The following is a 14259-nucleotide window of genomic DNA, read 5'->3' on the forward strand; positions in this document are numbered from 1 at the left end:
TGTGTTTGTGGCCCATCCATCTTGTACGGGCAAGGGAATTGCCGCTGACACAGTGCAAAACCTGTGGTAATCCACCGGCTTAACCCCCTAAGGAGCGCTGCTAGATGCTGGAATGGCCCATTCTCTTGCGAGAGTTGATTACCTTGTTTGTCGTGATCGACCCTATTGGCAGCCTTCCCGTCTTTCTTTTCGCGACAGCCAACGTCCCGCAACACCTGCACAAAAGCTTTGCGCTGCGGGCCGTACTGGTGGCCGGCCTGGTCTTGCTTGGGTTCCTCGTCGGCGGGCAATATCTGCTAGAGAACCTTGGGCTGCGGCTGGGGTCGTTTCAGGTCGCGGGCGGGATTATCCTGTTCCTCTTCGCGCTCAGCATGATTTTCGGCGATCCCAAACCGACGCAGGAAATCGAGGCGGCAGAGCGGGATCATCTCGCCGGTGCGGTCTTTCCGCTCGCCATGCCGTCTATCGCCTCTCCGGGGGCGATGCTGGCGATTGTGATCCTGACGGACAACCACACCAACCAGATATCAGACCAGCTGGTCACGGCGGGCCTGCTGGTGGTCGTGCTGCTGTTCACGCTTGTGCTTCTGTTGCTCGCAGGGCGGATCGGTCACCTGATGGGGACCACGGGCGCCAGCGTGATCAGCCGCGTCATGGGGATCATTCTGGCGACCGTCGCGGTGGATGCCACGCTTGGCGGGCTGGATGCGCTGGATATCCTCAACATCGCCCCCGTCGAAGACGCCCCGCTTAGCGCAGAGTAACCCCCGCCGTCGTCATCGCCTCGCGCGCGGCAGAAAGCGATCCGTCCAGATCGATCGCACGACACAGGTCCAAACGGACCTCGACATCAAAGCCCAGCTTCGCCGCGTCCACGGCGGAAAAGTTAACGCAGAAATCAAGCGCCAGCCCTACCATCGTCAGCTTGGTTATGCCGCGTGTCCGCAAATACCCTTCAAGCCCGGTAGGCGTTTTGTGATCATTTTCGAAGAACGCAGAATAGCTGTCTATGGCGGGGTTGTACCCTTTACGAATGATCATATCGGCACGGGCTTGATCCAGCCGCGGGTGGAACGCGGCCCCGTTGCTGCCTTGGACACAATGATCCGGCCACAGCACCTGCGCGCCATAGGGCATCTGCGTCACCTCGAAGGGTGCCTTATCCGCATGGGACGACGCAAAGGAGGAATGGCCCGCCGGATGCCAGTCCTGCGTTAGAACCACCGCATCCGCCTGCCCCATCAGCGCGTTGATCCCGTCGACGATGGCGTCGCCGTCTGTCACCGCAAGAGCTCCGCCGGGGCAGAAATCATTTTGCACATCAATCACGATCAGGGCGTGGGTCATATCGGGTTCCTCATGGGCCAGCTTGTGCCAAGGGACATAGCACGGCGGGTGCGGCACGGCACCCCCTTGCCTGAACCGCCGCATGGGCGTATCTCAGCGCGCATGTATACCATTGCCGCCCTCTATCATTTCAGCCGTTTTGACGCGCCTGACGCCCTGCGCCCGCCGTTGATTGCGCTTTGTGCGCAACATGACGTCAAAGGCACGCTGCTTGTCGCCGCCGAAGGCATCAACGGAACCATCGCCGGCCCCCGTGCGGGGATAGACGCGGTCATCGCGCATATCCGTGCCCTGCCCGGCTGCGCCGATCTTGAGTGGAAGGAAAGCACCGCCACGACGCCGCCCTTCGGCAAGATGAAGGTCCGCCTGAAGCGCGAGATCGTCACCATGGGTCAGCCCGATGTCGATCCGCTGGCCAAGGTCGGGCATTACGTCGATCCCGCCGACTGGAACGATCTGATCGGCCGCGACGATGTTGCCGTGATCGACACGCGCAATGACTATGAGGTCGCGATCGGCACATTCGACGGGGCCATCGACCCGGAAACCCAGAGCTTTGGCGAATTCCCCGCCTGGTGGGAGGCGAATAAGGACCGTTTCCACAACAAGAAGATCGCGATGTTCTGCACCGGCGGTATCCGGTGTGAGAAATCGACGAACTACCTGATCGGCCAAGGGGTGGAGGACGTGTTCCACCTCAAGGGGGGCATCCTCAAGTACCTTGAAGAAGTCCCCGAAGAGCAAAGCAGCTGGAAAGGCGATTGCTTTGTCTTTGATAACCGGGTCAGCGTTGGTCACGGGTTGAAAGAAGGGCCGCATATGCTGTGCCACGGTTGCCGTCGCCCGATCCTGCCCGAAGATACCGCAAAGCCCGGATACGAGGCCGGCGTTAGCTGCCCGCAGTGCGTCAATGAAACCTCTGACGCGGATAAGGCGCGGTTCCGTGAGCGCCAGCGGCAGATGACGCTTGCCAAAGCACGCGGCGAAACCCACCGCAGCTGATCACGCTGTCGGCCCGCCCTGTTCCAAGCGCGGGCCTGTGGTTCAGGTTAAGCCCCGAACCCTTCGCGCCCGATAGAGACATAGGCCGAGAAACCGGCGCGTTTGGCATCTTTCGGGCTGTAGATATTGCGCAGATCTGCCATCGCAGGGGTCGTCATCCGCTTGGCCATCCGCTTGAGGTCCAGCGCGCGGAATTCATTCCACTCCGTCAGAATGACCAGCGCATCCGCATTTTGCGCGGCCTTATAGGCATCCTCCAGCCACGACACGCCCGGCAGCAAGGCTTCGCCCTCGCGTTTGCCCTGCGGATCAACCACACGCACCTTGGCCCCGTTGCCCACCAGCGATGGCACAATCGTCAAGCTGGGAGAGTCGCGCATATCGTCTGTGTTGGGCTTGAACGTTACCCCCAGCACCGCGATGGTCTTGCCGTTTACCGATCCGCCACAGATGTCGACCACCTTGTCGATCATCCGGCGTTTGACCTCGTCGTTCACCTTGATCACGGTTTCGGTCAGCTGCATCGGCACCGAATGATCCTGCCCCATCCGCGCCAAGGCCTGCGTGTCTTTCGGGAAGCAGCTGCCGCCATAGCCCGGGCCCGCGTGCAGGAACTTGGACCCGATCCGGTTATCCAGCCCCATGCCTTTCGACACCATTTTCACATCCGCACCAGTGCGTTCACACAGCGCCGCGATTTCATTGATAAAGGTAATCTTCGTCGCCAAAAACGCGTTGGCGGCGTATTTGATCATCTCTGCGCTTTCCAGATCGGTCGACATGATCGAAAACTCGCGCAGCGAGAGCGGGCGGTAGATGTCCTTCATCACCTGTTCGGCGCGTTCATTCTGCGTGCCTACAACCACGCGGTCGGGGCGCATAAAGTCGTCAATCGCGGCCCCTTCACGCAGGAATTCCGGGTTCGAGGCAACGTCGAATTCGGCCTTGGGATTGGCTTTGGCGACGACCTGTTTAACCTGACGGTTGGTGCCCACTGGCACAGTCGATTTGGTGACGATCACCGCATAACCCGTCAGGACAGAGGCGATCTCTTCTGCGGCGGCCATGACATAGGTCAGATCCGCATGCCCGTCCCCGCGCCGGGTCGGCGTCCCAACCGCGATAAACACGGCATCCGCACCATCCACTGCACTGGCAAGGTTACCGGTGAAAGATAGACGCCCCGCTGCAACGTTCTTGGCCATCAAATCATCAAGACCGGGTTCGTAGATCGGGACGATGCCCTTTTCCAACTTCTCGATTTTAGACGGGTCTTTGTCGACACAGACAACTTCATGCCCGAAATCCGAGAAACAAACACCCGAGACCAAACCGACATAGCCGGTGCCAATCATCGCAATCTTCATGAAACTTTATCCTAAATCAATTTGACAGTCAGCAAGCCAAGCCAGCCGGTGCACCCACATCTAGTGATCTGACAGCGCAAAACCAAGATAGGCAAATGGCATCAGAAGCCGGCGCAAGCGCCCCAGCTCGAACTTTCGCAGCGGTTTTTGCATAACCTGAGGGTAGGGCCGGTCGATGGGTTTGCCCATCACCAGATCCGCGACCAGCCCGCCCGAATAGCTGCCCATTGCAACACCATTCCCATGATAACAAAGACTTGCATAGACAGCACCGGGGTCAGGGAGCTTGCCGACAAAGGGCATTTGCGCGCGCGACAGACATACCATACCCGACCATTGGTAGGGTGTCTCAACGTCTTTCCATGCCGGGAAAAACTTTTCGAAATCGCGGCGCACACGCGCAATGGCGCGCGCCTCTGCCGCTTTGCCCGTCACCAAACCGCCGCGCATGCCGAACAACATCCGGCGGTCCGGCATCAGCCTGAAATAATGCAGCAAATTGCGCGTATCTGCGGACATATAATCGCTCTTCCATCCTGCGGCATCAAGCTCTGCCTCGGTCAGGGGGCGGGTCACAAGGACCGTCGACTGCGTGGGCATATAGCGTGCCGACAGCCCCGGCACCAAATCTTCCGACGAATACCCGTTCGTGGCGACAATCACTTTCTGTGCACGCACCCTGCCCTTGGGCGTTCGAACGTCGTGACCCTGCGCCGCCTGCCGTACCTCAAGCGCAGGCGTACCATGGTAAATCACCGCACCCGCCTTTTCCGCCGCCGCAGCAAGGCCGGTCACGTATTTCCGCGGGTTCAGCGCAAAGCCCGCGGGAATATGCAGCGCCCCGTGGAAAGGCCCTGACAGCCCATGCGCCGCGAAATCCGCGGGATCAATAAGCCGCGCCTCTAGCCCGTAGTTCTCTCGCACCTCGCGGACGCGCGTGCGAAAATCGTCCATATCCTTGGGCCGATGCGCCAGCTCGATCTCCCCGTCGGAGTGGCGGTCAACCTCGATCCCATGCCGCGTGATCAACGCGTCAACAAAGTTGATCGCCGCCAGCTCAGCCGCGCGAAAGCGCAACCGATCCTCGCGCCCCGCAAGCTTGTCCAGCGCGGCATCACTTAGCCGTCCGCCCCCAAGGCAACAAAAGCCCCCGTTGCGGCCCGACGCGCCCCAGCCGACATATCGATTTTCCAGCACGACCGCCGAATATCCAGCCTCCGCAAGGCGCAACGCGGCAGAGAGCCCTGTAAAGCCGCCCCCCACAATCGCCACGTCACAGGATACGTCACCTTCCAACGCAGGCCTGTCGGTAGCGGCGCAGGTTTGATCCCACCAACAATCTTCCCTAGGCGCATCTGTATAGGCAAAATCGTTAAATATTCGTTTCATGCCGCCGCTCTTTCATGCCGCGGCGCGTTCCGCCGCCTGCACATCGCGTTGCGCCTTGATCGCCTTGCGCTTCGATATCAGTGACGCCGTGATAACCCCGAAAGTCACGATACCGATCATGATGGTGGACAATGCGTTAATCTCGGGCGAGACGCCGAGACGCACCGCGCTCCAGATCTTGATCGGCAGGGTTGTGGAGGACGGGCCCGTGGTAAACGAAGCGATAACAAGGTCGTCCAGCGAGAGCGTGAACGCCAACAGCCACCCCGAAATGACCGCCGGCGCGATGATCGGCAAGGTTACCAAACGGAAGGCGTCGAAAGGCGAGCACCCAAGGTCCAGCGCCGCTTCCTCCAGCGACCGGTCAAAAGTCACCAGCCTTGATGACACGACCACTGACACGTAGCACATCGAAAAGGTCGTGTGTGCCAGCACGATGGTTAGCGTCCCCCGGTCCAGCCCGATCCCGATAAACAGAAGCAACAGCGACAGGCCGGTAATCACCTCCGGCATGACCAGCGGCGCGTAGATCATACCCGAGAAGAGCGTACGCCCAGCAAACCGCCCCCCGCGCACAAGAATGTATGCCGCCATCGTCCCCAACACCGTTGCCAGCGTAGAGGATGCCACCGCGACCTTCAGCGTTACCATAGCAGCATTCAGAAATGCCTCATTCTGAAGCAGCTCGCCGTACCATTTCGTCGAGAAACCGGCCCAGACAGTCACCAGTTTCGAACTGTTAAAACTGTAGATGACCAGCAGGATCATCGGCAGATAAAGAAAAGCAAACCCGAGGGTGAGCGACGTAATATTGAACCAGCTTGCGCGTCTCATGACTCCACCTCGGCCTGACGTTGCTGGTTGCGTTGGAACAGAACGATTGGAACGATCAGTATCAGCAGCAGGATCACCGCTACCGCGCTCGCGACGGGCCAGTCGCGGTTGTTAAAGAACTCCTCGAACAAGACCTTGCCGATCATCAACGTCCCTGAACCGCCCAACAAAGACGGGATAACGAATTCGCCCAGCGCGGGGATAAAGACCAGGAAACACCCTGCAATGATCCCGTTGCGAGACAAAGGTATCGTGACCAGCCAGAATGCCTTTAACCGTGAACATCCCAGATCTTCAGCGGCCTCGATCAAGGATTCGTCCAACCGATCTAGCGCGGCATAGATCGGTAGAATCATGAATGGCAGATAGGTGTAAACAATTCCTATATAGACCGCGGTCGTCGTGTTCATGATCGTCAAAGGCGTATCGATGATGCCCAACCACAGCAGGAATTGATTCAAAAGCCCCTCATTACTCAGAATACCGACCCATGCGTAAACGCGGATCAGGAAACTGGTCCAAAAGGGCAAGATCACCAGCATCATGAGGGTCGGACGCCATTCCTCGGGCGCGCGGGCCATGCCGTAGGCCATGGGGTATCCCACCAAAACCGCTAAAACTGTAGATATTAACGCAATCTTCAAACTGCTTAGGTAAGCCTTCCAGTAGAGATCGTCCGAAGCAAGAAAGGTAAAGTTTTCCAGATCGAATGCCGCGAACATCGCCCAGATCCCGTCTTTTGCCGTCGGGGAGTAAGGAGGAATCGACAAAGCCAGATCAGAGAGAGAAATTTTAAAAACAATGATGAAAGGAATGAGAAACAGCGCGAGCAACCAAGCATAGGGCACCGCGATAAGGAAAAAGCGACGCATATTCATCGCTCCAACAGGACGCCGGCGGTGGCGCTCCATGAAATCCAGACCTTATCCTCCCACGTGATCGTGCGGCGCGACAGCCGACGCGTGTTTGCGGTCTGTGCCTTGATCACTTGACCACCGGCCAGCTGGACATGGTAGGTGCTGAGATTGCCAAGATATGCGATGTCCAGAACGGTGCCCTGAACAGCGTTCTTCATTTCTGTCGGCTTCTCGGTAGAAATGGCGATCTTCTCCGGTCGGATCGCAAGATGAGCTTCCTGCCCATCGCTAAAGGGGCGTTCTGATGCCGCAAGCAAGGGGGCCTCATTCGCGACCCAATCAAGGTGGTACATATTCTCGCCTGCGGGCTTCACCGTGCCGGAGATAATGTTCACGTCACCGATGAAGTCTGCGACGTAGACGGAATTAGGTGCTTCGTAGATACCTCCTGGCGTCGCGACCTGGATTATCTGCCCTTCGTCCATCACAGCCACGCGGCTTGCGACGGTCATCGCTTCCTCTTGGTCGTGGGTAACGATCACAAAGGTGGTCCCCGTGCTTTCCTGGATATCCATCAGTTCAAACTGGGTGTCCTGACGCAGCTTTTTGTCCAGCGCGCCAAGCGGTTCGTCCAGTAGCAAAAGCTTCGGCGCTTTGGCGAGGGACCGCGCAAGCGCGACCCGTTGACGTTGCCCCCCCGAGATTTGGTGGGGTTTGCGTTTGGCAAATTTGGTAAGGCGCGTCAGTTTGAGCATCTCTTCAACGCGTGCGGCGATATCTGCCTTGGACATATCCCCTCGTTTCAACCCAAAGGCGATATTCTCCCAGACAGACAGATGTGGGAACAGGGCATAGGACTGGAACATCATGTTAACCGCCCGCTTGTTCGGCGGGATGCCCGCGATATTCTTACCCGCCAATTCGATCTTGCCCGCGCTTGGGTTTTCAAACCCGGCAAGCATGCGCATCATCGTTGTTTTACCGCAGCCCGAAGGCCCCAGCAGTGCAAAGAACTCGCTTTCATAAATACTCAAAGACAGATCATCGATCGCAACGAAATCGCCAAAACGCTTTGTCACATTCTCGAAGCGGATAAGCGGCTTTTCGTTCGGGTCATCCCACGGGGCGAAAACGGGTTGGCTCACTTTGATCTATCCTTTGCACAGCGTTTACCCCTCCGGATGGAAGGGTCCGGTTGATCGGGTCAAAACCGGTAAGGCTTTGACCCGATGCGATTTTAGATACCAGATTTGATCTTCGTCCACATACGCGTGATGACACGCTGTACCTTGGGTGAATATGAAGAAATGGTATACAGGTTTTCCAGCGTGGCTTCGTCTGGGTAAATCGCTGTGTCCCCGATCACGTCCTCGGCAAGGAACTCTTGGCTCGCCTTGTTGCCATTCGCATAGTAAACGTAGTTCGACGCGGCGGCCATATTCTTTGCGTCCATCATGAAATTCAAGAACTTATGCGCCCCATCCGGGTTTGGCGCATCCGCTGGAATAGCCATATTGTCGAACCACATCAGCGCCCCTTCTTTTGGCGCGTAATAGGCGATTTCGACACCGTTATCCGCCTCGGCCGCGCGGTCACGCGATTGCAGGATGTCACCCGACCAACCGAAGGCAACGCAGATATCACCGTTGGCCAGTGCGTTAATATACTCCGAGCTGTGGAATTTTTGAACGTGGGGGGCAACCGCCGTCAAAACAGGCTCTGCCTTCGCGATCACGTCGAGGTCCTGGGATTGAGGCTCTTCGCCCAGAAACTTCAGCGCCGCGGGGATCATTTCTGTCGGAGCGTCAAGGAAATGCACGCCACATTCGGCCAGCTTTTCCATATTCTCGGGCTTGAATACGAGGTCAAGCGAATCAACAGGGGCATCTTCGCCCAGCACTTCCTTAACCTTGGTCATGTTCACGCCAAGCCCGGTGGTGCCCCACATATAGTTAACGGCATATTCGTTACCGGGGTCGTATTTCGATACGCGGTCCTCGATCACATCCCACATGTTGGTGATGTTCGGCAGCTTGTCTTTGTCGAGCTTCTGGAAAACCCCCGCCGTGATCTGGCGTTCAAGGAAGGTGCCGGTCGGGACAACCACGTCATAGCCGGACCCGCCTGCAAGCATCTTGGTTTCAAGCACTTCGTTACTGTCAAACACGTCATAGATCAGATCGATGCCGGTTTCTTTTTCAAATTTCTGCAACAGGTCTTCGTCGATGTAGTCGGACCAGTTATAGACCCGCACCTCTTCACCCAAGGCGCTGGTGGCGATCAATGCCGTTGCTGCGATTGAGCTGAGCAAGCTATATTTCATTGTCATCTCCCGTTGTGTAGGCTCAGTTGATCCGAACCTTTCGTCAATTTGATCAAGTTTTGCGTCATGCGACAAGATCATTTATAATTTTACGCAGGTGCATGCCGTGGTTCAAAATGTGGTTGAGTACAATTTAGGCAAATTTGATGAACGTAAATTCCGCTGACCTTGCGTCGCAAAAGCCTTTGGAAAGCCCGGCCAAGGTGCCGGCCCATCAGCATGTCTATGAACGCGTGCGCAAGCTGATCCTGTTCGGCGATCTTGCCCCCGGTCAAGCGGTCACCATTCAAGGCCTCGCGGAAACCCTTGATGCGGGCATGACCCCGGTGCGCGAAGCGCTGCGCCGTTTGATCGCCGAAGGCGCGCTGGTGCATCAGGGCAATCGCCGCGTATCGGTCCCTGTGCTGGACCTCGAAGGGGTTAACGAGCTGGAATTCATGCGAAAAACTCTTGAAGCAGAGCTTGCTCAACGGGCCACAAGCCGCATGTCAGAGACTGTTTTAAGCGAACTTGCACAGGTGGACGACGCGCTGAACCACGCGATTGATCGTGGGGATATCGGCGAATACCTGACCCAGAACTACCGCTTTCACACCATCGTCAACACCTGTGCCGAGGCCCCTATTCTGGCCGCGACCGTCGACCGTTTATGGCTGATGTTCGGCCCGTCGCTGCGCGTGGTCTGCGGTCGGTTTGGCACGTCGAACCTGCCAGATAAACATGCCGACTTGCTGGCGGCTTTTCGCGAAGGCGATGCGGCAAAGGCTGCGCAGGCCATGACCGAGGATGTTTCTCAGGGCATGGTCCAGATTCGCGCCTCTCTTTGATTAAAATCTGATCGGCTGATAGCCGTTTATCGTCACCACAGCAGAGCGATTCGATTGACTCTGTATAATTTGATCATATTCTGAGCCCAATCTTCCCTCCCCATTCCCAGAGGTGTTCTTTATGGCCCATATCACCAACCACATGCCCACCGCCGAGCTGCAAGCACTTGACGCCGCGCATCACATGCACCCGTTCACCACCAATGACGAACTTGCCGAGAAGGGCGCGCGGATTATCACCCGTGCCAAGGGCGTCTACCTGACCGACAGTGAGGGGAACGAGATCCTTGACGGGATGGCGGGACTTTGGTGCGTCAACATCGGGTATGGCCGTCAGGAAATGGCCGACGTCGCCGCGCGCCAGATGCTCGAGCTGAATTACTACAACACTTTCTTCATGACCTCGCACGTGCCCGCCATCGCTCTTGCAAAAGAGATCGCGTCACTGGCCCCCGGCGATCTGAACCATGTATTCTTTGCCGGGTCGGGGTCCGAAGCGAATGACACCAACATCCGGATGGTGCGCACCTATTGGGCCATGAAAGGGAAGCCAGAGAAATCCCACATCATCAGCCGCAAGAATGCCTACCACGGGTCGTCGATGGGGTCCGGCTCTCTTGGTGGCATGAGCTATATGCACGAACAGGGCGGCATGCCGATCCCCGGTATTCACCACATCAACCAGCCTGACTGGTGGGTGGAAGGTGGCGACCTCACGCCCGAGGCGTTCGGCCTTGCCCGCGCGCAAGAGCTTGAGGCCAAGATCCTTGAGCTTGGGGCAGATAATGTCGCGGCGTTCATCGGTGAACCCATTCAGGGCGCGGGCGGGGTTATCGTGCCGCCAAGCACCTACTGGCCCGAAATCCAGCGTATTTGTGACAAGTACAATGTATTGATCATCGCGGACGAGGTGATCTGTGGTTTTGGCCGCACAGGCAGCTGGTTCGGCTCCGAGACGATGGGGATCAAGCCGCATATCATGACCATCGCCAAGGGCCTAAGCTCTGGCTACCAGCCGATTGGCGGGTCCATCGTTTGTGACGAGATCGCGCAGACCATCGGGTCTGGGGAGTTCAATCACGGCTATACCTATTCGGGGCACCCCGTTTGCTCGGCCGTGGCACTGGAAAACCTGCGGATTATGCAGGACGAAAACATTCTGGATCACGTGAACAATGTTGCCGCCCCCGCCCTGAAGGAAGGGCTGGCCAAACTGGCAGAGCATCCTTTGGTCGGCACCGTCAACGTCGCGGGTCTTATGGCGTCGCTGCCGCTGTCCCCGCGCAAAGAAACGCGGTCGAAGTTCGCAGGCGATGCAGGAACCGTCGGTTATATGTGTCGTGAACGCTGCTTTGCGAATAATCTGGTGATGCGCCACGTCGGCGACCGGATGATCATCTCGCCACCGCTGGTGATCACCCCAGAAGAGATCAAAGTATTCATGACGCGCGCCACCAAAGCGCTGGATGAAACCTATACCGCGGTCAAAGAAGGCGGCCTGCTCAAGGCAGCCGAAGACCACGCGCAAGACGCTGAATCGCCGCTCGGCTAAGGCGTGACATACATTCGGGACGCGGCGCAAAGGTCGCCCGTCCCGCCGCTGGAAGCCCTGCAAGGACTTGTCTGTTTGCGACATCGGCAGAGGCTGACCAGCGCTCAAAATCGCCGGGTTCGGGGCGAGCCGCTGAGGCTTAACCTATGGCAGATATTAACGAATTCCCCTTATTTCAAGCAGGCTGCACAGTAATTCCGCAGGCAAAAGAACTGTTTCTTGTCAAATAACCGTCGATCTTCCCGCAATTGACGCTTTCTGCCCAAAAGTGTCGTTAATTGGTTGCAAAGCGGAAACCAGCCAGTTTTAACTTCCTGTCAACAAGGGCGCTTGAACGTCACAATAAACGGGGAGCCAGCTTTGGCAGATACTTCAGCAACGAATGCGTTCGTAGAATTTGAACGCGTGCAGAAAAGCTATGACGGCGAAAATCTCGTCGTAAAAGACCTCAACCTGTCGATGCCGAAAGGCGAGTTTCTGACAATGCTCGGGCCATCGGGGTCCGGCAAGACCACCTGCCTGATGATGCTGGCGGGTTTCGAAACGGCCACGCATGGCGACATCCGGCTTGATGGTAAATCGATCAACAACATCCCGCCGCACAAACGCGGCATTGGCATGGTGTTCCAGAACTACGCGCTTTTCCCGCATATGACCGTTGCCGAAAACCTCGCCTTCCCGCTTGAGGTGCGCAAGATCGGCAAGTCCGAGCGTGAAGAGAAAGTGAAGATCGCGCTGGACCGTGTTCAGATGGGCGACTTCGGCGGCCGCCGTCCGGCACAGCTTTCCGGTGGTCAGCAGCAACGCGTTGCCTTGGCCCGTGCTTTGGTCTTCGAACCCGAACTGGTGTTGATGGACGAACCGCTGGGGGCGTTGGACAAACAGCTGCGCGAAACATTGCAGTTCGAGATCACGCATCTGGCGCATGAACTGGGCATCACCGTGGTCTACGTGACCCACGACCAGACCGAAGCGCTGACGATGTCCGACCGCGTGGCCGTGTTTGAAAACGGGCGCATCCAACAGTTGGCCCCGCCCGACCTGCTGTATGAAGAGCCCGAAAACAGCTTTGTTGCGCAGTTCATCGGCGAGAATAACACTCTTGAAGGCGTCGTGACCGAGATCAAGGGCGGCACTTGCCTTGTGCAGCTGGACGGCGGCGGCCTGATCGAGGCCAAGCCGATCAACGTGACCCGCGCCGGCGAACGCACCCGCGTATCGATCCGCCCCGAACGCGTTGAATTCAACAAGGAACGGATGCAGGAAGGGGCGCATACCCTGAAAGCCGAAGTGCTTGAATTCGTCTATATGGGCGACATCTTCCGCACCCGCCTGCGGGTTGCCGGGACCGACAACTTTATCATCAAGACACGAAACGCACCCGATCAGGTACGTTTGAAGCCAGGCCAGCAGATCGAGATTGGCTGGCTGGCAGAGGATTGCCGCGCCCTCGACGCATAAGCGTCAGGACGCGGCCGGCCGTCCAACGTTCGACGGCGTCGCACGAGGCTGTGGTTAAGCCCGATATCACACCCTCAAGACCCTAACGGGCATATAATGGGAGACTATCTAATGAAGTTTACGACAACGCTACTCGCATCCTCCGCGATCATTGGCGCTGGCACATTGGCATTCGCCGATGCGCATGCGGACATGGCCAAAGAGATGACGCTTGTTTCCTGGGGTGGCGCTTACCAAGCCAGCCAAGACAAAGCGTATCTGCAGCCCTATCTGGAAATGCACCCTGAACTCTCTGCTGTTTGGGATGAAAGCTCCAACGAAGCCGTGGCAAAGCTGCGCGCGATGAACGAAGCCGGCAACGTGACCTGGGATCTGGTCGACGTGGTTGCCGCTGACGCCATCCGCCTGTGCGACGAAGGTCTGGCGATGGAAATCGACGCGGACGAGATGCTGGCTGAAGCCCCCGACGGGACATCCGCTGAAGACGACTTTGGCGACCTGCTGGTCAGCGACTGCTTTATCCCGCAGATCGTGTATTCGACCACATTCGGGTATCGCACAGACATGGTTGGCGACACGCCCCCAACCAAAATCTGCGACGTCTTCGACACCGAAGCCTACCCAGGCAAGCGCGCGCTTGAAAAGCGTCCGATCAACAACATGGAATGGGCGCTGCTCTGTGACGGCGTTGCAAAGGACGAAGTCTATGACGTTCTGGCAACTCCAGAAGGTCAGGAACAGGCTCTGGCCAAGCTCGACACCATCAAGGACGACGTGATCTGGTGGTCCGCCGGTGCCGACACGCCACAGCTGCTGGCCGATGGTGAAGTCGTCATGGGTTCCACCTACAACGGCCGTCTGTTCAGCGTTATCGAAGAGCAAGACCAGCCCGTTGCAATGCTGTGGGACGCGCAGGTGTTCGACCTTGACGGTTGGATCATCCCAGCAGGTCTGCCTGACGACCGTCTGGCGCGCGTCAAAGACTTCGTGAAATTCGCGACAGACACCCAGCGTCTGGCGGATCAATCGCAGTACATCAGCTACGGCCCTGCCCGTTTGTCCTCCGCTCCTATGGTTGGCAAGCACGCAGAACTGGGCATCGACATGGCACCACACATGCCAACCGACCCGGCCAACGCAAAGAACACGTTCCTCTACAACTACGAGTTCTGGGCTGACTACCGCGACGACATCGACGCGAAGTTCCAGGCATGGTTGGCGCAATAATCGCCTGAACCATTCGGAGGAGGCCGCTTTGGCCTCCTCCACCCCTTATTTGTTTTTCCATTTTCCCGACCTT

The 14259-nt window shown here is 57.6% G+C and carries 13 protein-coding genes; 6 read left to right on the top strand and 7 right to left on the bottom strand.

The window, feature by feature from the left end:
• Positions 1-104: 104 nt before the first annotated feature.
• Complete coding sequence (locus ABM428_RS01140; RefSeq protein WP_037942591.1) at positions 105-764, top strand: MarC family protein; 660 nt, start codon at positions 105-107, stop codon at positions 762-764.
• Here ABM428_RS01140 and pncA read toward each other — a convergent pair.
• Positions 751-1347: a bifunctional nicotinamidase/pyrazinamidase gene (gene pncA, locus ABM428_RS01145; protein ID WP_165934335.1), complete on the bottom strand. Its 597-nt coding sequence runs from the start codon at positions 1345-1347 to the stop codon at positions 751-753. The two genes, ABM428_RS01140 and pncA, sit on opposite strands and share 14 nt — an antisense overlap.
• Positions 1348-1449: 102 nt before the next feature.
• Here pncA and ABM428_RS01150 point away from each other — a divergent pair, with 102 nt between their 5' ends.
• Entirely contained in the window at positions 1450-2349 is a 900-nt protein-coding gene (locus tag ABM428_RS01150) for a rhodanese-related sulfurtransferase (protein ID WP_039912169.1), read from the top strand.
• A gap of 47 nt (positions 2350-2396) precedes the next feature.
• Here the strand turns inward: ABM428_RS01150 and ABM428_RS01155 are convergent, their stop codons facing one another.
• The 6 genes from ABM428_RS01155 to ABM428_RS01180 all read right to left on the bottom strand — a co-directional run bounded on the left by ABM428_RS01155 (position 2397) and on the right by ABM428_RS01180 (position 9119).
• Positions 2397-3716, bottom strand: coding sequence for a UDP-glucose/GDP-mannose dehydrogenase family protein (locus tag ABM428_RS01155; protein ID WP_132997586.1), 1320 nt, complete (start codon positions 3714-3716; stop codon positions 2397-2399).
• Positions 3717-3776: 60 nt separating this feature from the next.
• Positions 3777-5105, bottom strand: a complete 1329-nt coding sequence (locus ABM428_RS01160) for an FAD-dependent oxidoreductase (RefSeq protein WP_353628073.1) — start codon at positions 5103-5105, stop codon at positions 3777-3779.
• A gap of 12 nt (positions 5106-5117) precedes the next feature.
• Positions 5118-5939: an ABC transporter permease gene (locus ABM428_RS01165; protein WP_289085439.1), complete on the bottom strand. Its 822-nt coding sequence runs from the start codon at positions 5937-5939 to the stop codon at positions 5118-5120.
• Complete coding sequence (locus ABM428_RS01170; RefSeq protein ID WP_037942582.1) at positions 5936-6811, bottom strand: ABC transporter permease subunit; 876 nt, start codon at positions 6809-6811, stop codon at positions 5936-5938. Before ABM428_RS01170 ends, ABM428_RS01165 begins: the two co-directional genes overlap by 4 nt.
• A gap of 2 nt (positions 6812-6813) precedes the next feature.
• Positions 6814-7941: an ABC transporter ATP-binding protein gene (locus tag ABM428_RS01175; RefSeq protein ID WP_064217298.1), complete on the bottom strand. Its 1128-nt coding sequence runs from the start codon at positions 7939-7941 to the stop codon at positions 6814-6816.
• A gap of 92 nt (positions 7942-8033) precedes the next feature.
• Positions 8034-9119: a polyamine ABC transporter substrate-binding protein gene (locus tag ABM428_RS01180; RefSeq protein ID WP_260004246.1), complete on the bottom strand. Its 1086-nt coding sequence runs from the start codon at positions 9117-9119 to the stop codon at positions 8034-8036.
• Positions 9120-9265: 146 nt separating this feature from the next.
• Here ABM428_RS01180 and ABM428_RS01185 point away from each other — a divergent pair, with 146 nt between their 5' ends.
• The 4 genes from ABM428_RS01185 (at position 9266) to ABM428_RS01200 (ending at position 14186) form a co-directional block, all read left to right on the top strand.
• Entirely contained in the window at positions 9266-9946 is a 681-nt protein-coding gene (locus tag ABM428_RS01185; protein ID WP_051843876.1) for a GntR family transcriptional regulator, read from the top strand.
• A 121-nt stretch (positions 9947-10067) separates the two neighbouring features.
• A complete protein-coding gene (locus tag ABM428_RS01190; RefSeq protein WP_037954007.1) occupies positions 10068-11498 on the top strand; it encodes an aspartate aminotransferase family protein in 1431 nt (476 codons plus the stop codon).
• 360 nt (positions 11499-11858) lie between these two features.
• Complete coding sequence (locus ABM428_RS01195) at positions 11859-12959, top strand: ABC transporter ATP-binding protein (RefSeq protein ID WP_132997590.1); 1101 nt, start codon at positions 11859-11861, stop codon at positions 12957-12959.
• A gap of 111 nt (positions 12960-13070) precedes the next feature.
• Positions 13071-14186 (top strand): extracellular solute-binding protein, encoded by a 1116-nt coding sequence (locus ABM428_RS01200; protein WP_009825599.1) that lies wholly within the window; start codon positions 13071-13073, stop codon positions 14184-14186.
• Positions 14187-14259: the final 73 nt, after the last annotated feature.

This window comes from Sulfitobacter sp. TCYB15 (genome assembly GCF_040435955.1).
In the GTDB taxonomy this organism is placed as follows: domain Bacteria; phylum Pseudomonadota; class Alphaproteobacteria; order Rhodobacterales; family Rhodobacteraceae; genus Sulfitobacter; species Sulfitobacter pontiacus.